The sequence below is a fragment of the Rhodococcus sp. 14-2470-1a genome (assembly GCF_002259425.1).
GTDB classification, from domain to species: Bacteria; Actinomycetota; Actinomycetes; order Mycobacteriales; family Mycobacteriaceae; genus Rhodococcoides; species Rhodococcoides fascians_E.
Genome location: NZ_NPFZ01000015.1, coordinates 1 through 20,142, shown reverse-complemented (window position 1 = coordinate 20,142; position 20,142 = coordinate 1). Strand labels below are relative to the sequence as shown.

The following is a 20,142-nucleotide window of genomic DNA, read 5'->3' as shown; positions in this document are numbered from 1 at the left end:
GACACCGTGCTTGATTGACACCGTGCCTGATTGAAACCTGACGAAGCGGCAATACACCGATCATGACGCCCGACCGCCAGACCCCGTCTCCCGAACACCGACGACCGGACGGACTGTCCGACGACACCGTCGCTGCCGTCGGCAAGGTCTCCGAGGCACTCGAGACGATCGAACGCGCCCGCGGTCACCTGTACTCGTTCCACCAGCTGATGGGACACGCGGACCTGCAGCTCGGCGAGGCCGTCGATGCGCTGCGAGATGCCGGCAACACGTCGGCAGCCGACCGACTGTCGGAGGAGATGATCGGTCGCAACGCGATCGACGGCAGGTGGTCGTTCCAGATCGTGGAGGAGTTCGACGATCTCTACTGGTCGGCGTTCCGGCAGCACGAGAAGCAGACGAGGGACGAACTGCAGGAAGGGAAGCGACACGTCTTCGAGGCGGAAATGAAGGAGTCGCGGCGCACACACGAAAAATCGGGCCACGAAGCAACGCCCTGATGCTCACACACGTCGTGCAGGCTGTGGTATCGATGAGGCTGTGGTATCGATGAGGCGTGGAGATACTCAGCGGCCGAACGATCCTGCGTCCAGTCGACTACGAGAAGACTCTCGCGTTCTACCGAGACGGCCTCGGGCTCGCCGTGCATCGCGAGTACGGGGCGGGGACGGTGTTCTTCGCCGGGCAGTCGCTGATCGAGATCGCGGCTCACGGTAGTTCGGGCTCGGCGCAGGTGTTCGACGGGGCGCTGTGGCTGCAGGTCCGCGACGCGGAGGCCGCTGCCGACGAGCTTCGTGGTCGGGGCGTCCCGATCGAGCGTGACGCGAAGCAGGAGTCGTGGGGCCTGATCGAGATGTGGCTTCGTGATCCGGACGGGGTGCCGATCGTTCTGGTGGAAATTCCTGCGGACCATCCGCTCAGGCGGGACACGCGGGGCTGACGCCGGGTCTCACGACCGTGTCGCGGCGACGACCCTGCGCACGGCTGCTGCCGACTGGGGCCGCGACCACAGAAACCCCTGTGCCAGAGTGCAACCCAGCTCCAGTGCGACGTCTGCCTGAGCTCGCGTCTCGATGCCTTCGATGATCATGACCAGACCGAGGTCGAGGGCGACGGTGGACAGGGCACGCAGCAGTGCCCGCCCGCGGGGGGTGTCGATGTACTTCGTCAGGTGTCCGTCGATCTTGATACCGTCGGGCTCGAACGTGACGAGGCGTTCCAACGAAGACCAGCCGGAGCCGAAATCGTCGAGCAGCACCCGGAATCCGAGCGCGTGCACATCGTCGATGTGTCTGCGGATGAGCGGTCCGTCGCTGACGGACGACGTCTCGGTCAGTTCCAGCGAGATCGAGCTCGGCGCGACGGAAGACATGGCGACGGCGCTCTGCAACTGAGCGACGGCGTCGGGGTGCGCGAGGTGGCGACCGGACAGGTTGACGCTCAACCTCAGGTCCGGTCGTGTCGTATGCCAGGCTTCCGCTTCTTTCACCGCGAGGCGCAGTACTTCGAGATCGATGTCGATGATCAGTTCACTCGACTCCGCGAACGGCACGAAGTCGGCGGGCGAGACGAGGCCTTTCCGCGGGTGGTGCCAGCGTGCCAGTGCCTCGAACCCGATGATCTCCCCGGTGCGCAGATCCACGACGGACTGAAACCACGGCACGATCTGGCCCGCATACAGCGCACCCGCAAGGTCGTGGTCGTTGTCGAGCTTCGCGGCCGTCGACCCGACTCTGCGATGCAGATCCAGCTGTTCTTCCAGGACGGACCCGTACTGCTCGAGCTCCTGCAGCTGACTGTCGCTGAGCTCGCGGGGCATCCTGTCGAGCAGACACAAGGTGCCGATGACCAATCCTTCACGCCCGCGCAGCGGAACCGACGCGTAGGACGCGACCCCGTTCTGGTCGAGAATGTTGCGTTGCCGCACCGTGGCGTCGACGCGATTGCGGGTGAACACGGCGGCCTTCTCACTGCGGACGACGTCGTCGCACAGGGTGTCCGAGCGTTCGACCGTCGACACCGGCGGCCCGCCGATGTTGACGAGCGTGTACTGGGTTGTCTCGTCGAGGACGTTGAGCTGGGCGATGGCGAAGCCGACACTGCGTGCCGCGAGCTCCACCGTCGACCGCAACGCCGGGGTGGTCGCCTCGAGATCGAGATACCGGCGGGCGGAATCGCTCTGCCTGCGAGCCTGCGGCCGACGGGCAGCCGAGGACGGATCGTGCTCCATCGTCGTCTCCTGTCCCGCAGTCCCGGCCCTGCTGTTCGAGCCTTCTCGAAATCCGGCCGCACGTCAGCTTAGCGTCGGATTCCGGTCACACCGCCCGAACCCTGCCGATCACACCGACGGAATTCGGGTGTGAAGCAGTCTCCGCCGCAGAACAGCGGCCGCGAGACGCATCCCGTCGGGCGTGGGAGCGGGATCGTCGCCGTAGACGAGGAGGCCGAGCGCCGCCAGATCCTGCAGAACGTCGTCGCCGAGGGGTAGATCCTTGTCGGCAGCGTCGGGGCCGCCGACGTGCGACCACCCCTCGGCGGCCAACAGCTCGGTCACCAGAGGAGACGGATCGTCCGAGCAACTGCCTCGAGCGACGTCCGCCAACACGACCTCGGCCGCGATGGACTCCGGGTGGTACTCGGCGCCGACGAGCCGTTCGACGAGCGTCGACCACAACCGATCGGCGCTCATCTCCTTGGCGCGTGCCGTCGGCAGCAGGCGACCGTGGCGTTTCCGGACCAGACCCAACCGGAGCAGGAGTCGTCGGACACGGAGGACGGGCTCGGTTCCTCGTTCGTCGCCGACGGGAAACGGCCATTCCCGCGGTGTCCACAGTGTCCCGAGTGCCTGTTCGACGACCGGAGCGGGGAGATACCCCTTGTCGGTCAACGTGATTCCGTCGCCGACGATGGCGAGCATGCCTTCGAGTCGCCGGACGCAGCCGTAGGCCGGGGCGATCGCGTCGTGCAGCGCGGTGTTCAGGTCTCGGTAGAGCTCGACGCGCGGCGGGCTGTACCTCGTCCAGAGTGCGATCCGATGGTCGAGCAGTTGCTCGAGCAGAACACCACCGGCACGCTCGGATCGGAGGACCGAGTCGGTGATCCGTCGACGTTTCGCGGCGACCGCCGAGTCCCGCAGAGGCTTGCCGTCGATACCGGAGGACTGGAATTCTCCTGCGACGGTAGCGACTTCGAGGGTTTCTCCGATGAGGTCGACCATGGCGCGTTCGGCCCCTTCCGGAACGTCCTGCCAGGTGATCAGGTCGCTGTCCTCGGGTGCGACACCCGAGGCGTTCACGGCGCGTTCGACGCGTTCCTGCCGACTGCCTTCGTCGGTGGTCGTCAGTAGCTCGCGCGTCCGTTCGCTGCGCGCGATGTCGGCGTACCGGGCGTGCCCGAGCCGATCGAGAAGTTCTGCGAGCGCTTCCGCGATGTCCCACGCACGATCCGGGTCCCCCACCGATTCGCCGAGGTAGGACCACAGAAACGTCTGCACCGAGATCTGCGTCGGACCGCCGGGTGGCGAGACCGCACGCAGCCCCTCCCATCCCAGCGCCGCATCCGCTGCCGACGCAGGGTCGACGGAGTCCAGATACGACAGGGCTGCGGCCACTGCGTCGTCGATCTGCATGCCGTCCACTGTCCCACAATCGTGCGGTCCGACCCGCCTTCGGAGCCGAGTGACGCACGCCTCTCACAAATCAGGCAATTAGTGCAAAAAGGTGAACGGAAGATGAACCAGAGGCGTCGTCGAAGAACCCGAGAAGAACACTCTGAGCAAAATTATCCCAACGGGCACTCGGTACCCCACACTTCCAAGACGTGAGCGCAGAATTCCTCGTACTTCTCGTGGTGGTCGTAACGGCACTGGCCTTCGACTTCACCAACGGTTTCCACGACACCGCCAACGCCATGGCGACGTCCATCGCGACCGGGGCACTCAAGCCCAAGGTTGCCGTCACGTTGTCCGCCGTCCTCAATCTCGTCGGCGCCTTCCTGTCCGTCGAGGTGGCCGCCACCGTGGCCAAGGGCATCGTCAACCTCGGCGACACCGGCGGACAATCCCTCCTGACCATCATCTTCGCCGGCCTCGTCGGCGGCATCCTGTGGAACCTCGCGACGTGGCTCCTCGGAATCCCCTCGAGCAGTTCCCACGCTCTGTTCGGCGGCCTCATCGGCGCCACCATCGCCGGCCTCGGCACCTCCGGTGTCGTGTGGGACGGAGTCTGGAGCAAGATCGTCCTTCCGGCCGTCCTCGCGCCGGTCGTCGCAGGCCTCGTCGCCGCCGTCGGAACCTGGGGTGTCTACCGCATCACGAACGCCATCCCGGAGAAGAACAAGGAACGTGGATTCCGTTGGGGCCAGATCGGTTCCGCCTCACTCGTGTCGCTGGCCCACGGAACCAACGACGCACAGAAGACCATGGGGGTCATCTTCCTGGCGCTCGTCGCCTACGGAACCGTGACGCCGGACTCGGAGATGCCCCTGTGGGTCAAGGTCACCTGCGCACTCGCCATCGCGCTCGGTACTTATCTGGGCGGCTGGCGTGTCATTCGCACGCTCGGCAAGGGACTCGTCGAGATCGCGTCACCGCAGGGCATGGCGGCGGAGTCGTCCTCGGCAGCAATCATCCTGACCTCCAGCCACCTCGGACTTCCTCTGTCGACGACGCAGGTCGCGACCGGATCGATTCTCGGATCCGGCATCGGCAAGCCGGGAGCTCAGGTCCGCTGGGGTGTCGCCGGCCGCATGGCCGTCGCCTGGGTCATCACCCTTCCTTCAGCGGGCATCGTCGGAGCCGTCTGCTGGTTCCTCGCTCACATCGTCGGCGGCCTGCCCGGAATTCTGCTGGTGTTCGCCATCCTCGTCGCACTGTCGGCGCTGATGTACATCCGCTCGCGCCGCCAGCCCGTCGACCCCGACAACGTCAACGCCGAGTGGGACGGCGGCCTGATCCCGGCCGACGAGAACACCCCGAGCAAGGTTTAGGACTGACATGGAAACCCTCACCCACACCCTCGATTCGCTCTGGCAGGTAGTGCTCGTCGGACTGCTGCTCGGTGCAGGACTGCCCGCCATCTTTGCTCTGGGGCTCAGAGCACTCTCCACCGGCGACATCGCCGAGGACGGCACCGTCCGCGCTCGCCCGGCCGCGGCCACCGCAGCCGGCATCCTGTGCTTCGCCGTCGTCGTCGTCGCCATCGTCGCGGGAATCCTCTTCATCATGAAGAACTTCCTGGACAGCACCTTCGGCATCTCCGTCTTCTGAGAGGCATGACCATGACCGAGACAGCAACCTTCCCGGCGTCGGTGCTTCAGTGGCTGCGCGCGGGCTACCCGGAGGGCGTTCCACCGAAGGATCGTTTTCCTCTGGTGGCGCTGCTTCGCAAGGCGGCACTGACCGATGCTCAGGTCCACGAAGTCGTGCTCGGCCTCGTCGCACCCAACGGCGGCGCGCTCGAGGACGGTGCCATCACCAACTCCGAGATCACCGACTACATCCGCGAACTCGTCGACCACGAGCCGACGGCAGACGACATCGCCCGCGTCTCGGCGAAGTTGGCTTCGGGCGGTTGGCCTCTCGCGGAACGCCCCGGGTTCACCCCAGAGTGACGGACGGTGGGGTGTGATGGCTGTGCCCTCGTTTCTCCAGTCGATTCTGGAGTGGCTTCGAGCGGGGTATCCGGAAGGTGTGCCGGATGCGGATTACGTTCCGCTACTGGCTCTTCTGACCAGGCGGTTGACCGAGGACGAGATCCAGGCCGTCGTGGATGCGCTCATCGCGGGAGGTCAGTTGCCCGCCGACAAAGCGGGTATCGCCGTCGTCATCACGAAGGTCACCAACGAGATGCCTCGCGAGGAGGACATCTCGCGAGTTCGATCGAAGCTGGCTGCGGGCGGTTGGCCATTGGCGGATCCGTTCACGATCTAGGATTTCGCCTGTGAGCGTGCTCGAAGAACTGAAGATCCCCACCGGCGACGCCGCGGCAGACATCCTGCCGCGGCTCGTCGACGTTCTGGGTGGCTCGTCGCCCGCGGTGCTCCCGGTTCCCGCTTCGGATCCACGCGAGACGCAGAGGCTGCGCGACGCTCTGGCCCCGGGAACAGAGATCGAGGACGGCGCAGCGCTCGTCGTCGCCACTTCGGGTACGACGGGCACGCCGAAGGGCGCGATGCTGTCGGCGTCGGCGCTGCGCGCGAGCGGTGAGGCCACGGCGGTTCGGCTCGGTGGTCACGGATCGTGGCTTCTGGCACTGCCTGCGCATCACATCGCTGGGCTCCAGGTCCTGATGCGCAGTGTGTTGGCGGGCACCGATCCGGAGATCGTGGATGTCACAGGCGGGTTCGACACGTCGTTGCTGCCCGACGCGATCGGGCGGATGCGCGGTCCTCGATACACCTCACTGGTGCCGACGCAGTTGGTCAAGGTTCTCGACGATGCGACGGCGACCGAGGCGGTCGCCTCTCTCGACGCAGTACTGCTCGGCGGTGCGGCGACACCGATTCCGTTGCGCGAGCGCGCTGTTGCCGCGGGTATTCGGCTGATCCGAACGTACGGGATGAGCGAGACCGCAGGCGGATGCGTCTACGACGGAGTTCCGTTGGACGGCACTCTGCTTCGTATCGACTCGGGACGAGTGGTGCTGGGTGGGAGCACGATCGCTCTGGGGTATCGAGGCATGCCGGATCACCCTGCGTTCGCCGAGCCCGGTTGGTTCCGAACCGACGACGCCGGGGCGGTCTCCGGCGGCGTGCTGTCCATTTCCGGGCGTCTCGACGAGGCGATCTCCACCGGTGGGCTCACCGTCGTACCTCAGGTGGTCGAGGCGGCTCTCGCGACGCATCCGCTGGTACGCGAGTGCGCAGTTCTCGGATTGCCGGACGAGCGACTCGGCCAGAAGGTCGTGGTGGCAGTGGTAGCCGATGGGCCACTGACACTCCACGATCTGCGTACCCACGTTGCCCCGACCCTGGATGCCACAGCCGCACCGCGGGAGCTGTATCTCGTGGACGCCCTCCCCACCCGCGGACCGGGCAAGCTCGATCGTGCCCGCCTGCGCGAGATACTGACCGCGTCGAGCCCGAGCCGGTGAAGTCGACCGCCCGGCGCACGGTGTGCAAGCATTTCCGGTCATGAGCACATTGGTTTGCTTTCACGCCCATCCCGACGACGAGGTCTTCACGACCGGTGGCGTCATGCGTCTCGCGGCGAACGCCGGCCACCGCGTCGTACTGGTGACGGCGACGGACGGAGCACTGGGCGAGTTCCCGGACGGCATTCTGTCCGACGGCGAGTCGCTCGCGGAACGCAGGAGGACCGAGTTGCAGAAGTCGGCCGACGCTCTCGGTGTCAGCCGAATCGTGCTGCTGCACTATGCGGATTCCGGCATGGCGGGCACTCCGCAGAACGATCTGGGCACGGCGTTCTGCAACGCCGACGTCGACGAGGCGGCAGGCCAGCTCGCGGCCGTGTTGGAGGAGGAGCGGGCGGATGTGTTGACCATCTACGACCCTCACGGTGGTTACGGGCACCCGGACCACATCAAGGTGCACGTCGTCGGGCTCCGGGCGGGCGAGCTGGCCGGCACGACGCACATCTACGAAACGACCACCAACCGCGATCACATGAAGCGGCTGATGGAGGCCAACCCCAATTGGTCGGACGACAGCACCCCGCCGGACGTGGAGAGCTTCGGTCTGCCGGAATCGGAGATCACGACCGTCGTCGACGTCAGCTCGGTGATGGATGCGAAGCGACGAGCAATGGAAGCGCACGAGACCCAGGTCGGCGATTTCGGCCCGTTCCTGCAGATGCCACCGGAAATACTGGCGAGTGTGTTCGGACGCGAGTGGTTCCGACGCGTCGGCGGTGGCCCGGGGCTGACGGAGACGGCACTACCGCTCTGACCGCGCGCACGGTGCAAGCGTCGTGCATGCACCGTGCAAGCGGCTGGGTTCACGCTGGTCGACATGAACCCAGCCATCGAGGCAGACGGCCTCGTCAAATCGTTCGGCGCACACCGCGCCGTCGACGGTGTGTCCCTCACCGTCCCCACCGGCTCCGTGTACGGAGTCCTCGGCCCCAACGGAGCAGGCAAGACCACCACCGTCCGAATGCTCGCGACTCTCCTGCGTCCCGACGCAGGTTCGGCGCGCATCTTCGGCCACGACGTCACCCGCGAGTCGACGGCTGTCCGGTCCCTCGTCGGTGTGACCGGGCAGTATGCGTCCGTCGACGAGGATCTTTCGGCGACGGAGAATCTGATCGTCTTCGCGAGGCTGCTCGGTCGTAGCCGGAGGGACAGCCGACTGAAGGCAGCCGAGCTGCTCGAGGAATTCGGTCTGACCGAGGCCGCGACCAAGCCGCTGAAGAACTTCTCCGGCGGTATGCGTCGACGCCTGGACTTGGCGGCGAGCCTCATCTCCTCCCCTCCACTGCTGTTTCTCGACGAACCGACCACCGGGCTCGATCCCCGCACCCGCGCTCAGATGTGGGACACGATCCGACGCCTCGTCGCCCAGGGATCGACGGTCCTGCTCACCACGCAGTACCTCGACGAGGCCGATCAGTTGTGCGACCGCATCGCGGTCATCGACCACGGCAAGGTCATCGCCGACGGCACGGCGGACGAATTGAAGTCCTCCGTCGGATCGTCGTCGTTGCAGTTGACGTTGCGTGAGCCGACACGGTTCGCCGAGGCGCGGTCCATCGTCGCCCAGCAGTTGGGAGTCGAAGTTCAGATCACCCCGGAATCGGGTCGTCTGACCGCACCCATGACCGATGCGTCGCAGACACCGGACATTCTGATTCGTCTGCGCGACAACGGTATCGATGTCGACGAGATCACCGTCACCAAACCCAGCCTGGACGAGGTCTTCATGACCATCACCGGCCGCGACGAAAACGAGGCAGCATGACCACGACAATCGACCGACCAGCCGCGGTACAACCGGACCTGAATCCGACGCGCCACATCTCGCTACGCCAGTCCTTCGCCCATTCGTTCACGATGGCGTACCGAGGACTGCTCAAGTTCAAGCACAACCCGGAGCAACTGTTCGACGTGGTGTTCCAACCCGTCATCTTCACGTTGATGTTCAGCTACATCTTCGGCGGCGCGATCAGCGGCGACGTGTCGAGCTACCTCCCGTTGATCATTCCCGGCATCCTCGCGCAAACGGTCATCACCACATCCGTCGTCACCGGTACGCAGTTGCGAGAAGACATGGACAAGGGCGTGTTCGACCGTTTCAAATCGCTTCCCATCGCGCGCATCTCACCGTTGGCCGGTGCGTTGACCGCCGATGTGGTGCGGTACTTCATCGCCACCGTCATCACGTTCGCGACGGGTTTCGCGATGGGCTACCGACCGGAAGGCGGTGCACTGGGCCTCGTCGCCGCGGGGGCTCTCGTGATCTTCTGCGCCTGGGCCATCAGCTGGATCTTCGCCCTGATGGGTGTCCTGATGAACAAGGCGTCGTCGGTGCAGGGCATCTCGATGCTCATCCTGTTCCCGCTGACATTTCTGTCCAACGCATTCGTTCCCGTGGACACGATGCCGGGCTGGCTGCAGGCATTCGTCAAGGTCAACCCTGTCTCGCACCTGGTCACCGCGGTGCGTGACCTGGCGAACAACGGCACCGTCGGCATGGACCTGGTGTGGTCGCTCGTCGGCGCGGCGGCTGTCGTCGTGATCGTCGCCCCGCTGACGGTCAAGGCCTACATGCGCAAGGCGTGAGCCTCAGAGCCGGAGCAGTTCGCACACTTCCGCGAGCGCTCCGGCTCGGCTCGTCGACTCGGTTCGTGTCAGTTCGGCATCGACGACGTCCGCGCCGAGCATGGCTCGGGCTGCGTCCAGGTGCCGATCGATCCGCATGGACGGGTAGTCCTGCCTCGCTCGAAGCTTGCGGGACAGGGCGATCAGCGAGACACCGCCGCCGGCGTCGCGCCCGGATTGCACCAGGTACGAGCCGAGCGCACACGCCACCGCACCCAGTTGCGGCAGATCCTGAAAACCAACCGGCCCCAACCGCAGCGAGGCCGCGGCGCCCAGATCGGCTGCCTGCGAGTCGATCTCACCGGTGGCGCCGTGCAGGGCGTGGGCGGCGACGGACGCGCTGGCGAGCATCGTGATGTACGGGTCGCCGCGTCGTTCCTCCTCGAACCGTGCACTGTCGATCGCCCGCCGGTACAGCAGTAGCCCGCTGGCGATCTTCCCTTCTGCCAGATCGGCTTCCGCCCGCGTCGCGCCGAGGGATACTGCCCGCTGATCCGCGTACTCGGCATCCGAGGACAACGCCGAGCCGGATCCGGAGCCCAACTCGGTGATTCGATCGAGCACGGCCCGCCCCTCGTCGACACGTCCGGCCGCGATCATCGACGCACCGGCGAATCCTCGGGTCTGCACCGATTCGTCGTAGGCGTGCATGTCCCACAGCAGATCCGCGGCGAGAGTGTAGTTCTCGATTGCGTCGTCCGCCGCTCCCGCCTGGCCGTGGATGCTGCCGAGAGCCTGCGCCGACGACGCGACACTCCACAGGTCTCCGCGTTCGGCAGCCAGTAGTTTGGCTGCCTCGGCGTCGGATGCCGCCTCGTGGAGGTGGCCGTAGTTCTCGTGCAGCGACGCTCTGATCATGAAGGCTGCGTTGCGCACTGCCGGATCCGCCGACCGCGTGCCGTGCGCGAGCATCCGAGCGAGCCCACGTCCGTCGGATCGTCCGAGCAGCGCCGCGGCGACGAACCGCAGGCTCGTGTCGATGCCGTTCCTGGACCCGACAATTCGACGCAGCCGCACACGCATTCGAGCCGATGACCGAACGTCGGCGTTGTACCCGACGTGCGCAAGCAACACCAGGTGGGCGAGCACCATCGAATTGTCGTCGACATCGCGCACGCCGTCACCGTCGAACGGGGCCTCCGCCATCCGCGGCGCCCAGTTCAACACCTCGGTGTGCGCGCCGCGCATGGACCACGAGCAGGCCAGTATCGCGAAGACCGAGTACGCTGCGGCCCAACGCTTCTCCTGCAACGCACTGCGCAGCACGTCGACGATGTTGTCGTGCTCCGCCTCGATGGAGGCGGTCGCCACCATCTGCCTCGACGCCCGGAAGTCGACCTCGGCGACACCGGCAACGTGCACACCCCACTCGATCAGCCGGTCGGTCACGAGCGCCGAGTCGGCGGCCGAGAGATGCTCCTCGCCGAACTCCCGCACGGTCTCGAGCATGTGGTACCGAACTCGACCGTCCCGGTCCTCGACCGTCAGCAACGATTGTCCGACGAGCCCGTCCACCGCGTCCGCGACATCGGCGATGTCGATGTCGCCGAACCCGGCGACGCGAGCCGCAGCGTCGGCGGTGAAGCCCGCCGGGAAACGGCACAACCGGCTGAGCACCGCACGATGCGCGGGGAGCAGGAGGTCCCAACTCCAGTCGATCACCGCGCGCAATGTGCGATGCCGCTCGGGCCTCGTCCGATCACTGCTGCGCAGCAACGAGAATCGGTGCTCCAGACCGGCGCCGATGTCCGCGACACTCATGGTGCGGACCCGAGCCGCGGCAAGTTCGATCGCGAGCGGCAACCCGTCGAGCGACCGGCACAGGCTCGCGACGTCACCCCGGTCGAACGTCACGCCGGGACGCACGGCCCGAGCACGCGCGACGAACAACTGCGTCGCGGCCGAGTCGTTCCCGTCCGTCTCGAGTGCAGGCAGTTGGTACGTCGCCTCCGCGGTGATCGCCAACGGTGATCGCGACGTCGTCAGGACCGTGACGTACTCACTGGCGGCGACCAACTCGTCGACGACCTGGGCGACGTCGTCGACGACGTGCTCACAGTTGTCCAGGACCAACAGACCGGGCGCGACGGACAGCGCGTCACGCAGACGTTCACCCGCGGTCTGCACCCGCGTGATCGGAAAACCGGTCATCTTGAGGTCGGATTCGCTCAGGCCGAGGGTGCCGGTGATCGCCGACGCGACGTCCTCCCCTCGCCTCAGGGACGCCAGTTCGACGAAGGCGACCGGCATGCTCGCGGCGGCACGCCGACCCAGTTCGTGTGCGATGCGCGTCTTACCCGCGCCGCCGGGCCCGACGATGGTCGTCACGCGCGCCTCTCGCATCGTCGCTTCGATGGCATCGATGTCCGCACCGCGGCCGATCAGGGCGTTCGGCGATGCTCTGAGCCCGACCGCGGCTTGGGTCCTCGGCGCAGGAGCAGGAGCCTGCAGGAGCTCTACGTTCAACTCCACCAGCGCGGGCGACGGATCCGCACCCAGGGTGTCCACGAGGAGGCGTCGAACACGGGCGAACACGGCCAGGGCGTCGTTGGTCCGATCGAGCGCGCGAAGGCAGCGCATCAACTCCGCAGCGACCCCCTCGTCCAGTGGATCGTTCTCGTGCGACGCGGTCAGCAACGGCAATGCGGCCCGGTGGTCACCTCTCCCGAGGTGGGCCGCGATCTCGACCGAGGTGAGGTCCACGGAAAGAGCGTCGGACCGACGGCGGAGATCCTCGACGATCGGGAGATCACCGAGGTCGGCGCCCGGCTCACCGCGCCACAGTTCGCGGGCGTCGGCGACGGATGTCAGCGCCTCCGTGTGGTCACCGCGTTCGACGTGGCGTCGGGCAGCCGACAACAGTGACGTCGCCCGCGTCAGGTCGACGCTGTCGACGCCGAGAACGAGCGCATAGCCGCTCGGGCCCACATCGAGCGCCCCGGAGGGAAGCAGTGACCGAAGCCGCGAGATCTGGGTCTGCAGGGCGTTCTTCGGTGAGCGGGGCGGCTCACCCGGCCAGACGTCGTCGACCAGCGCAGCAACGGACCGTCGGCGACCGGGATCGAGGGCCAGCGCCACCAGCAGAGCCCTCGCCCGAGCGCCCGGCACCGACACGAGCACACCGTCGATCCGTGTCACGACAGCACCGAGCAACCCCACCTCGACGTCGGGACGTGGGGTCGGCCTGATGTCGGCCGCGCGCTGGTCGACGGGTTGCGTGTGCACTGCGGGCAATCGTAGTCACCGGTCGACATCACCTGCATTTTCACCTTTCAGTCGGTTATGAGTCGGAAAACAAACCGATTGACGGTATGGTGTGACGGGTCGGGGATCGGAACGCTCACTGGACGGGAGGCCACGAGCAACGATGGGTTCGTCAGTCGGCATGTCCATGGGTGCAAGCGGCATCCGCGCGGTCCGGACGTCGGACGGGCATTCGTTCACCGTCGAGACTTTCCCGTCGGCGCGGTCCGTCCCGGACGCCGAGGACGTCGCGCACGCAATTCGCGCCATCGTCGATCGGCCGGATGCACCGACGTCGCTCGGTGTCGCCTTCCCGGACCCGGATTACAGTTCCGCCCTCAAGACCGCGCTGGTCGAGGAGTACGTCTCCGAGGTGCACATCATCTCGGAGATCTCCGGCACCATCGAGAAGCTGCGGGCCGATCCGGAGTTCCGATATCGCACGGTCGCGTTGTACGACCTGGGCGCCACCGGCTTGGAAATGACCATCGCGGACATCGACAGCGGGACGATCTACGCGGCCACCCGATCCAACGAGCTCAGTGGCTCGTCCATCGACTGGACCGTTCGCGAACACCTGCTGACGCTCGACATCCTCGCGGAACCTCGCAACCACGAGGAAGAAGCCTCACTGCTGGATTTCAGCCGGGAGATCAAGGAAGCCCTCACCACCCACGAGGCGACGCAGACCTCCGACGGTCAGTTCCGATTGATGGATCGGCGCATGTTCGACCTCCAGATCATCCGCCCCGCCGAGCGCACGGCCATCGCGCTGCGCGATCTGGCCGAGATGTCGGAGATACCACCCGAGGTCGTCGTCGCCATCGGCGGCGGCGCACGAATTCCGCTCATCCGGGACGTCCTGAGTCGCTACCTTCGCATTCCCGTCGTGGTGCCCGACGCCCCGGAGCTCATGGCCGCCGAGGGTGCTGCGCTGTACGCGACGAGAGTGGACGGTGCCAGACCGCCCGCGCCGACGGTCGCGAAACGCAGCGCTCGCACGTTGTTGACGCCGTTGCTCAGGTTCGGCCTGCCGTCGATCGTCGCCATCGGCTTTCTGTCCTGGATGGTGTGGCCCGACGACGGCACCGACCGCACCGTGGCGGGTACCCCGGTGACCACCATCGCCGACACCGCGTCGACGACGAAGGTGACCGCGTCCGACGAGCCGACGGCGTCTGCAGCCGACAAGTCCGCACCGCCGGTCGCGCCGACTGTCACGGCAACGACCACCGCGGCGCCGCAACCGGACCCCGAAGCACCTGCGCCGCACTCCGGCAACGGTGGCGGTAGTTACGGCGGTGGTAGCTACGGTGGCGGTAGCTACGGCGGCGGTTACGTGGCTCCTCCGCCGCCTCCCCCGCCACCGCCTGCCCCGTTCGGGCTTCCGCGTATCGAGCTGCCTCAGATCCAACTACCCCCGATTCCGCGCCTACCGTTCCCGTGATCGGCGTGCTCGGTACCTCACCGACACGCGCTCGGAGTCGATAGGCAAGGATCGAGCCATGGCCACCACAGCACATTGGATCGAGGGCGCACGCCCGCGGACCCTCCCGAACGCCATTGCACCGGTTCTCGTCGGCACCGGCGCGGCGGCGTCGATCGATGGGGCCGTGTGGTGGAAAGCAGTGTTGGCGCTCGTCGTATCTCTCGCGTTGATCATCGGCGTCAACTTCGCCAACGACTATTCCGACGGCATCCGTGGGACCGACGACGAGCGAGTCGGGCCGTTGCGTCTCGTGGGCTCCGGTGTCGCGTCGCCGAGGGCAGTCAAGTCCGCTGCCATCGGATGCTTCGCCGTCGGCGCCGTCGCCGGGCTCGTCCTCGCGGCGACATCCGCGTGGTGGCTCGTGGTCATCGGCGTCGTCTGCATCGCAGGCGCATGGTTCTACACCGGCGGCAGCAAACCCTACGGCTACAGCGGGTTCGGCGAGATCGCAGTGTTCGTGTTCTTCGGTCTGGTGGCGGTGCTGGGAACTCAGTTCGTTCAGGCCGGCCGGATCGACTGGGCCGGTGTTGTCTCGGCGGTGGCCGTCGGCTCGTTCTCGAGCGCAGTTCTGGTGGCCAACAATCTGAGGGACATCGACACCGACCCGGATTCCGGCAAGAACACACTCGCGGTCCGGTTGGGAGACACCCGGACTCGCCTCGTGCACCTGGCGTTGGTCGTCGCTCCGTTCGCGGTCACCGTAGCGCTCGTCGCGCGCACACCGTGGGCCCTGATCGCTCTGATCGCACTGCCGCTCGCCGCTCGGGCGAACAAGCCGGTCCGGTCCGGAGCAACGGGCCTCGCGCTGATCCCCGCCCTACGTGACTCCGGGCTCGCGATGCTGGTGTGGGGACTCACGACCGGCATCGCACTCGCCGTCGCCTAGCCTGTCTGTCTGTCTGTCTGTCTGTCTCCCAGCCTGCTGGGGCTCAGCGCTTCTCGGGAACGAACGCACCGAGCAGGAAATTGACGATCGAGATGATCAACGCGCCCCAGAACGCTGCGCCGAATCCGCTGATGAGCAGACCGTAATCGGTGGCGGTGGAGATCCACGCGCTGAGCATCAGCATGAGGGCATTGATGACCAGGGTGAACAACCCGAGCGTCAGAATCAGCAGCGGTAGCGACAGCAGCTTGACCACTGGCTTGATGAATGCGTTCACGATCGTGAACACCGCGGCGATGCCCGCGAGGACCACCAGATCCCATCCGGTGCCGCGCCCGGAGCTGGCCAGGTCGATGCCGTCGACCCACTGCGCCGCGAGCCAGATCGCAATTGCATTGATGACGAGCCGTACCAGGAATGTCATGCCCACACCCTATGCGAGCACACATTCTCGCCCCAGGACTCGAATCCGGTCACGACGCGAGACGCGCGCGCAATCCGTCCGGGTCTTCGAGAACTCCGTTCCGCTCGAGATCTCCGGCTCTGATCAACCCGAGCAGGAGGTGCTTGCAGCGAATTTCGGAGTCCTGGGCGGCAAGTGCCTCCACCAACGACAGTTTCAGTGCCTTCTTCGATCCCGACGCGAACGCGAGGTGCCCCGTCCTGCGCCCGAGCCATCCTCGTTTCTCGCTCCGTGGTCGATCGAGTGCCCCTGCACCGAACGACGCTTCCAGGCTTGCCCGCACTGCATCGAGATCGATCCCGATCGAACCGAGCGCTTCGGCATCGCTCGCGCCGAGGGCGCCGCCGTCGGGTAACGACGTACGCACCGAATCGCGGGTGTATCCCTCGTCTTCGAGTACGGCCTTCAGGTCGCGGTCGGCAGAGGAAAGCACGCCCAGGAACACGTGCACGGGTTCGATCCGCGTCGCGTGCAGTTCTCGGGCCTCCGTCTGCGCGGCGAGGACTGCCATCCGAGCCTCTTCGGTGAATTTCTCGAACATCGCCGTCCTCCCTACGTGTCGTGCGTCAGATGTTGTTGTGCTTCTTGTGCACTGCTTGTTTGCTCACGTCGAGCGAGTCGGCGATCGCCTGCCACGACCAGCCTTGCCTGCGTGCGTTCGTGACCTGAATCGCTTCGAGCCGCTCGAGGAGTCGCCGTAGGGCCAGTACCGCCCGGAGCCCTTCCTTCGGATCGGGGCTACCTGCCGCAGCCGCCAGAGCCGTTGCTTCCGTCATGTCGTCAACTTAAGTTGACATTGCCCTGTTGTCAACCCTGGTTGACGACAATGCCACTCCCTTAGGGTGGAACCCATGACCGCGAACCTGACCCGAACCGAGACCAGACGCCGCGCCCGCCACATCACCGGCGTGTCGTATCGGGTCGAGCTGGACCTGCGGGAAGCATCCGAATCCGGGGCGACCACCTTCGGCACCCGCACGACCCTCGAGTTCGACGCCACCACCGAAGCGACATGGTTGGACTTCATCGGTCCCGAGGTCCGTTCCGTGACCGTCGACGGCACACCCGTACCCGTCGACCACGACGGTTCGCGCATCGGACTCATCGGCCTCGGTGGCCACCATGTAGTCGTCGTCGACGCAGTGGGTCGGTACAGCCGATCCGGCGAGGGGTTGCACCGGTTCGTGGATCCCGCCGACAACGAGGTCTACCTCTACACGCAGTACGAGCCCGCCGACGCCAGACGAGTTTTCGCGAACTTCGAGCAGCCGGACATCAAGGCGCCGTTCGTATTCGAGGTACAGGCGCCCGAGAAGTGGCAAGTGCTGTCGAACCGCACCGGCACCAGATCCGGCTCCACCGTTACGTTCGAACCCACGTTGCCGATCTCCACGTACATCACGGCCGTCGCCGCCGGGCCGTACCACCGCGTCGACTCTTCCTGGCAGCGAGGAGAACTCACGGTCCCGTTGGCTGCGCTGTGCCGCGCGTCCCTTGCCGAACACTTCGACCCGGACGACATCTTCGAGATCACCAAGCAGGGCCTCGACTTCTATCACGATGCGTTCGACTTCCCGTATCCGTTCGGGAAGTACGACCAGATCTTCGTCCCGGAGTACAACCTGGGCGCAATGGAGAATCCTGGCCTCGTCACGTTCACCGAGTCCTACGTGTTCCGTTCCGCGGCAACGGAAGCGCAGTACGAACAACGCGCCAACACCATCCTGCACGAGATGGCGCACATGTGGTTCGGCGACCTGGTGACCATGGAGTGGTGGGACGATCTGTGGTTGAAGGAATCGTTCGCCGACTTCATGGGTGCGTTCACCTCGGCTCGCGCAACGCGATTCTCCGACGCCTGGGTGAGCTTCGCCAACCGCCGGAAAGCCTGGGCCTACCTTCAGGACCAACTGCCGACGACGCACCCCGTCGTCGCCGACATTCCGGACCTCGAAGCAGCGAAGCTCAATTTCGACGGCATCACGTACGCCAAGGGGGCCAGCGTCCTCAAACAACTTGCCGCATACGTCGGCGAGGACGCGTTCTTCGAGGCCTCGCGGCGTTACTTCGCGGAATTCGCCTACGGAAACACCACGCTCGCGGATCTTTTGACCCACGCTTCGGCGGCGTCGGGACGAAACCTCGACGAATGGGCGTCGGCCTGGCTCCGAACGACGGGCGTGTCGACGCTGTCCTACACCGGATCCGCCGTCGAACAGACCGATCCACGTCCGCACCGCCTCGCCATAGGACTGTACGACGAGGACTCCGACGGGCACCTCGTGCGGACCGGCCGTCACGAGATCGACATCACCGATGCAACCACACCCGTCGATCTACCCAGCGCTGCACTGACTTTGCTGAACGACGACGATCTCACCTATGCGAAGATCCGCTTCGACGACCGCTCGCTGGAGACGATCAGAACATCGCTCGGGCGTCTGATCGATCCCCTGGCGCGCGGGTTGGTGTGGTCGGCACTGTGGAATGCGACGCGCGACGCCGAGCTGGACCCCGCGATCTACCTCGACATCGCGTCGAGATTCGCGGGATCGGAGCCGAAGGTAGGCATCGCGGGCGCGGTGGTGGCGAACAGCCAGTACGCAGTCGATCATTATCTGCCCGAAACCGGCTCGGCGGCCGCGGATTGGCTCGCAACGTGCTGGAGCAGGCTCGAAACCGCGGACCCGGGCAGTGACGCACAGATCGTCTGGTTCCGAGCGGTGGCGTCGGCGTCGCAGAGGTCGGATGTTCGGGCCGGGCAGATCGAGCGCGTAGTCGACGGCACCTTGCCGATCGAGGGAATCGATCTCGATTCCGAGCAGCGATGGCTGTTGCTGCGTTCGCTCAGCGCCCTCGGCCGTACCACCGTGGCGCGCCTCGATGCCGAGCTGGACACGGACGCGACGTCCTCCGGCCGAAACTCCTACCGTGCCGCCGTCGCCGCGCAACCGACGCCCGAGGCGAAGGCACGGGCCTGGGCCGACGTGATCGACTCCGACGAACTGTCCAACGACGCCGTCGACGCCACACTTGCCGGTTTCCGTGCCGGTGGCCGTGAGCTGTTGTCCGCGTTCGACGATCGCTACTTCGACGTCATAGCCGACCTGTGGTCGACCCGCAGCATCGAGATCGCCCGCCGACTCGTCGTAGGCCTGTTTCCGCAGCAGGATTCGACCGACGCCGCCGACGCGTGGCTCACGGCCCACGAGTGGGCACCGGCCGCGTTGCGCAGGCTCGTCGTCGAGCAGCGTGATCACTTGGCCCGGAGTATTCGCGTGCGTCGGGCGTTCAACCGGTAGGTTTCTGCCAGACCGACACGTGCTTGACGCTGTCCGATGTGAAATCCGACCGATCCCAACCGGCCCACCGACTCTCGAGCCTCATCCCGGCTATCCGGGCCATGAGGTCGAGCTCGGCGGGCCAGACGTATCGAAAGGGAATGCGGCGGAAAGACCCTGAGCCGTCACATGAGACCGTCACATGAGTCGAGGTGAACTGTTGCGTGGCGACGTCGTACCGATCGAACCCGACATATCCACCGCCGTCGCCCGCATCGTTCACCGCGAACGGGACCGTGTCTTGACCGGGCGGTAGCCGGCGCACGTCCGGCACCCCGACTTCGACGAGGAATCGTCCACCCGGACGTAGGTGGGATGCGGCGTTCTCGAACACGGCCACCTGCCCGTCCTGAGTGGTCACATTTCCGATCGTGTTGAACACCAGACACACCAGGGCGAACTCACCGTCGACCCGTGTCGAGGTCATGTCTCCGATGTGCACCTCGACCGACTCTCCACCAGGTTTGGCTGCAATTCTCGACGCCATGGCACCGCTCAGCTCGATGCCACTCACCCGTAGCCCGCGCAACGCCAGCGGTGCAGCGATCCGTCCGGTCCCCACGGCGAACTCCAGGACCGGTCCATCCGCCAACTGCGCCAGCAGTTCCATCGCCGGATCGATTGCCGCAGAATCGTTCTCGCCTCCTGGATCGTCGTATCGCGCGGCCACGCTTTCCGGAAACCACCCGTCCATCGGATCGTCGGTGGAATCGTTGTTCACTGTCATAGTGGCCGGACGCTACACCCGTGGCGCGGTGCACTTCCAGCGCTTTTCGAGGGAAACCGCAGGTCGAACCGGCTTTCTGCGGTTCGTGTCGGACCCTCTCGGTATATTCGAAAGTATGTGGCGCTCCTGAGGTTTGTGTGGGCGCTATTTCTGCTGTTCAGGGCGGGTTGTGTTGTTGGACGCAGTGTTCGGCGAGTTGCCGGTGAGATGAGGGACG

20 protein-coding genes are annotated in these 20,142 nt (G+C 65.9%); 13 read left to right on the top strand and 7 right to left on the bottom strand.

The window, feature by feature from the left end:
• Positions 1 to 62: 62 nt before the first annotated feature.
• Together CH292_RS08015 and CH292_RS08010 are read left to right on the top strand one after the other, a co-directional pair.
• On the top strand, positions 63 to 500 hold the full coding sequence (locus tag CH292_RS08015) for a hypothetical protein (protein ID WP_094654458.1): 438 nt from the start codon (positions 63 to 65) through the stop codon (positions 498 to 500).
• A gap of 56 nt (positions 501 to 556) precedes the next feature.
• Complete coding sequence (locus CH292_RS08010) at positions 557 to 940, top strand: VOC family protein (protein ID WP_019666454.1); 384 nt, start codon at positions 557 to 559, stop codon at positions 938 to 940.
• 9 nt (positions 941 to 949) lie between these two features.
• Here CH292_RS08010 and CH292_RS08005 read toward each other — a convergent pair whose 3' ends face one another.
• Both CH292_RS08005 and CH292_RS08000 read right to left on the bottom strand, forming a co-directional pair.
• Positions 950 to 2,230 (bottom strand): EAL domain-containing protein, encoded by a 1,281-nt coding sequence (locus tag CH292_RS08005; protein WP_019666455.1) that lies wholly within the window; start codon positions 2,228 to 2,230, stop codon positions 950 to 952.
• 108 nt (positions 2,231 to 2,338) lie between these two features.
• Positions 2,339 to 3,628, bottom strand: coding sequence for a hypothetical protein (locus CH292_RS08000; protein ID WP_249277124.1), 1,290 nt, complete (start codon positions 3,626 to 3,628; stop codon positions 2,339 to 2,341).
• A 191-nt stretch (positions 3,629 to 3,819) separates the two neighbouring features.
• On the opposite strand from CH292_RS08000, the gene CH292_RS07995 reads away from it, so the two are divergent.
• The 8 genes from CH292_RS07995 to CH292_RS07960 all read left to right on the top strand — a co-directional run bounded on the left by CH292_RS07995 (position 3,820) and on the right by CH292_RS07960 (position 9,737).
• Positions 3,820 to 4,986, top strand: a complete 1,167-nt coding sequence (locus CH292_RS07995; protein ID WP_019666457.1) for an inorganic phosphate transporter — start codon at positions 3,820 to 3,822, stop codon at positions 4,984 to 4,986.
• Between the two features lie 7 nt (positions 4,987 to 4,993).
• Positions 4,994 to 5,266: a hypothetical protein gene (locus CH292_RS07990; RefSeq protein ID WP_019666458.1), complete on the top strand. Its 273-nt coding sequence runs from the start codon at positions 4,994 to 4,996 to the stop codon at positions 5,264 to 5,266.
• A gap of 11 nt (positions 5,267 to 5,277) precedes the next feature.
• Entirely contained in the window at positions 5,278 to 5,610 is a 333-nt protein-coding gene (locus CH292_RS07985) for a DUF3349 domain-containing protein (protein ID WP_026348033.1), read from the top strand.
• A gap of 16 nt (positions 5,611 to 5,626) precedes the next feature.
• Positions 5,627 to 5,929, top strand: coding sequence for a DUF3349 domain-containing protein (locus tag CH292_RS07980; protein ID WP_019666460.1), 303 nt, complete (start codon positions 5,627 to 5,629; stop codon positions 5,927 to 5,929).
• Between the two features lie 10 nt (positions 5,930 to 5,939).
• Positions 5,940 to 7,091: an o-succinylbenzoate--CoA ligase gene (gene menE / locus CH292_RS07975; RefSeq protein WP_037163719.1), complete on the top strand. Its 1,152-nt coding sequence runs from the start codon at positions 5,940 to 5,942 to the stop codon at positions 7,089 to 7,091.
• 40 nt (positions 7,092 to 7,131) lie between these two features.
• Positions 7,132 to 7,905 (top strand): PIG-L family deacetylase, encoded by a 774-nt coding sequence (locus CH292_RS07970; RefSeq protein WP_020112499.1) that lies wholly within the window; start codon positions 7,132 to 7,134, stop codon positions 7,903 to 7,905.
• Positions 7,906 to 7,968: 63 nt separating this feature from the next.
• The gene (locus tag CH292_RS07965; protein WP_019666463.1) at positions 7,969 to 8,916 is read left to right on the top strand and encodes a daunorubicin resistance protein DrrA family ABC transporter ATP-binding protein; all 948 of its coding nucleotides are present in this window, start codon (positions 7,969 to 7,971) and stop codon (positions 8,914 to 8,916) included.
• Positions 8,913 to 9,737, top strand: coding sequence for an ABC transporter permease (locus tag CH292_RS07960; RefSeq protein WP_094654456.1), 825 nt, complete (start codon positions 8,913 to 8,915; stop codon positions 9,735 to 9,737). Before CH292_RS07965 ends, CH292_RS07960 begins: the two co-directional genes overlap by 4 nt.
• Positions 9,738 to 9,740: 3 nt before the next feature.
• Here the strand turns inward: CH292_RS07960 and CH292_RS07955 are convergent, their stop codons facing one another.
• Positions 9,741 to 13,001, bottom strand: a complete 3,261-nt coding sequence (locus CH292_RS07955; protein ID WP_094654455.1) for a BTAD domain-containing putative transcriptional regulator — start codon at positions 12,999 to 13,001, stop codon at positions 9,741 to 9,743.
• 142 nt (positions 13,002 to 13,143) lie between these two features.
• Between CH292_RS07955 and CH292_RS07950 the strand changes: the two genes are divergently transcribed.
• Positions 13,144 to 14,466, top strand: coding sequence for a hypothetical protein (locus CH292_RS07950; RefSeq protein WP_020112501.1), 1,323 nt, complete (start codon positions 13,144 to 13,146; stop codon positions 14,464 to 14,466).
• A gap of 58 nt (positions 14,467 to 14,524) precedes the next feature.
• Positions 14,525 to 15,394 carry a 1,4-dihydroxy-2-naphthoate polyprenyltransferase gene (locus tag CH292_RS07945; RefSeq protein ID WP_020112502.1) on the top strand — a complete coding sequence of 290 codons (870 nt, stop codon included), beginning with the start codon at positions 14,525 to 14,527 and terminating at the stop codon, positions 15,392 to 15,394.
• A gap of 43 nt (positions 15,395 to 15,437) precedes the next feature.
• On the opposite strand, the gene CH292_RS07940 is transcribed toward CH292_RS07945, so the two are convergent.
• Genes CH292_RS07940 through CH292_RS07930 form a run of 3 tightly spaced genes read right to left on the bottom strand, consistent with a single transcriptional unit; the run spans position 15,438 to position 16,633 of the window.
• Entirely contained in the window at positions 15,438 to 15,818 is a 381-nt protein-coding gene (locus CH292_RS07940; RefSeq protein ID WP_026348034.1) for a phage holin family protein, read from the bottom strand.
• Positions 15,819 to 15,867: 49 nt separating this feature from the next.
• Positions 15,868 to 16,398, bottom strand: coding sequence for a Clp protease N-terminal domain-containing protein (locus tag CH292_RS07935; RefSeq protein ID WP_094654454.1), 531 nt, complete (start codon positions 16,396 to 16,398; stop codon positions 15,868 to 15,870).
• Positions 16,399 to 16,423: 25 nt separating this feature from the next.
• Entirely contained in the window at positions 16,424 to 16,633 is a 210-nt protein-coding gene (locus CH292_RS07930; protein WP_094654453.1) for a helix-turn-helix domain-containing protein, read from the bottom strand.
• Between the two features lie 75 nt (positions 16,634 to 16,708).
• Here CH292_RS07930 and pepN point away from each other — a divergent pair, with 75 nt between their 5' ends.
• Positions 16,709 to 19,159 carry an aminopeptidase N gene (gene pepN, locus CH292_RS07925; protein ID WP_094654452.1) on the top strand — a complete coding sequence of 817 codons (2,451 nt, stop codon included), beginning with the start codon at positions 16,709 to 16,711 and terminating at the stop codon, positions 19,157 to 19,159.
• Here the strand turns inward: pepN and CH292_RS07920 are convergent.
• Positions 19,149 to 19,925 carry a class I SAM-dependent methyltransferase gene (locus CH292_RS07920; RefSeq protein WP_094654451.1) on the bottom strand — a complete coding sequence of 259 codons (777 nt, stop codon included), beginning with the start codon at positions 19,923 to 19,925 and terminating at the stop codon, positions 19,149 to 19,151. The genes pepN and CH292_RS07920 overlap by 11 nt on opposite strands.
• Between the last annotated feature and the right edge of the window lie 217 nt (positions 19,926 to 20,142).

What these genes read in the sequence shown, in the direction of transcription:
- CH292_RS08015 (WP_094654458.1), top strand. Translation starts at nt 63, where the DNA reads ATGACGCCCGACCGCCAGACCCCGTCTCCCGAACACCGACGACCGGAC.
- CH292_RS08005 (WP_019666455.1), bottom strand. Translation starts at nt 2,230, where the DNA reads ATGGAGCACGATCCGTCCTCGGCTGCCCGTCGGCCGCAGGCTCGCAGG.
- CH292_RS08000 (WP_249277124.1), bottom strand. Translation starts at nt 3,628, where the DNA reads ATGCAGATCGACGACGCAGTGGCCGCAGCCCTGTCGTATCTGGACTCC.
- CH292_RS07990 (WP_019666458.1), top strand. Translation starts at nt 4,994, where the DNA reads ATGGAAACCCTCACCCACACCCTCGATTCGCTCTGGCAGGTAGTGCTC.
- CH292_RS07985 (WP_026348033.1), top strand. Translation starts at nt 5,278, where the DNA reads ATGACCGAGACAGCAACCTTCCCGGCGTCGGTGCTTCAGTGGCTGCGC.
- CH292_RS07980 (WP_019666460.1), top strand. Translation starts at nt 5,627, where the DNA reads ATGGCTGTGCCCTCGTTTCTCCAGTCGATTCTGGAGTGGCTTCGAGCG.
- CH292_RS07970 (WP_020112499.1), top strand. Translation starts at nt 7,132, where the DNA reads ATGAGCACATTGGTTTGCTTTCACGCCCATCCCGACGACGAGGTCTTC.
- CH292_RS07965 (WP_019666463.1), top strand. Translation starts at nt 7,969, where the DNA reads ATGAACCCAGCCATCGAGGCAGACGGCCTCGTCAAATCGTTCGGCGCA.
- CH292_RS07960 (WP_094654456.1), top strand. Translation starts at nt 8,913, where the DNA reads ATGACCACGACAATCGACCGACCAGCCGCGGTACAACCGGACCTGAAT.
- CH292_RS07950 (WP_020112501.1), top strand. Translation starts at nt 13,144, where the DNA reads ATGGGTTCGTCAGTCGGCATGTCCATGGGTGCAAGCGGCATCCGCGCG.
- CH292_RS07945 (WP_020112502.1), top strand. Translation starts at nt 14,525, where the DNA reads ATGGCCACCACAGCACATTGGATCGAGGGCGCACGCCCGCGGACCCTC.
- CH292_RS07940 (WP_026348034.1), bottom strand. Translation starts at nt 15,818, where the DNA reads ATGACATTCCTGGTACGGCTCGTCATCAATGCAATTGCGATCTGGCTC.
- CH292_RS07935 (WP_094654454.1), bottom strand. Translation starts at nt 16,398, where the DNA reads ATGTTCGAGAAATTCACCGAAGAGGCTCGGATGGCAGTCCTCGCCGCG.
- CH292_RS07930 (WP_094654453.1), bottom strand. Translation starts at nt 16,633, where the DNA reads ATGACGGAAGCAACGGCTCTGGCGGCTGCGGCAGGTAGCCCCGATCCG.
- pepN (WP_094654452.1), top strand. Translation starts at nt 16,709, where the DNA reads ATGACCGCGAACCTGACCCGAACCGAGACCAGACGCCGCGCCCGCCAC.
- CH292_RS07920 (WP_094654451.1), bottom strand. Translation starts at nt 19,925, where the DNA reads ATGACAGTGAACAACGATTCCACCGACGATCCGATGGACGGGTGGTTT.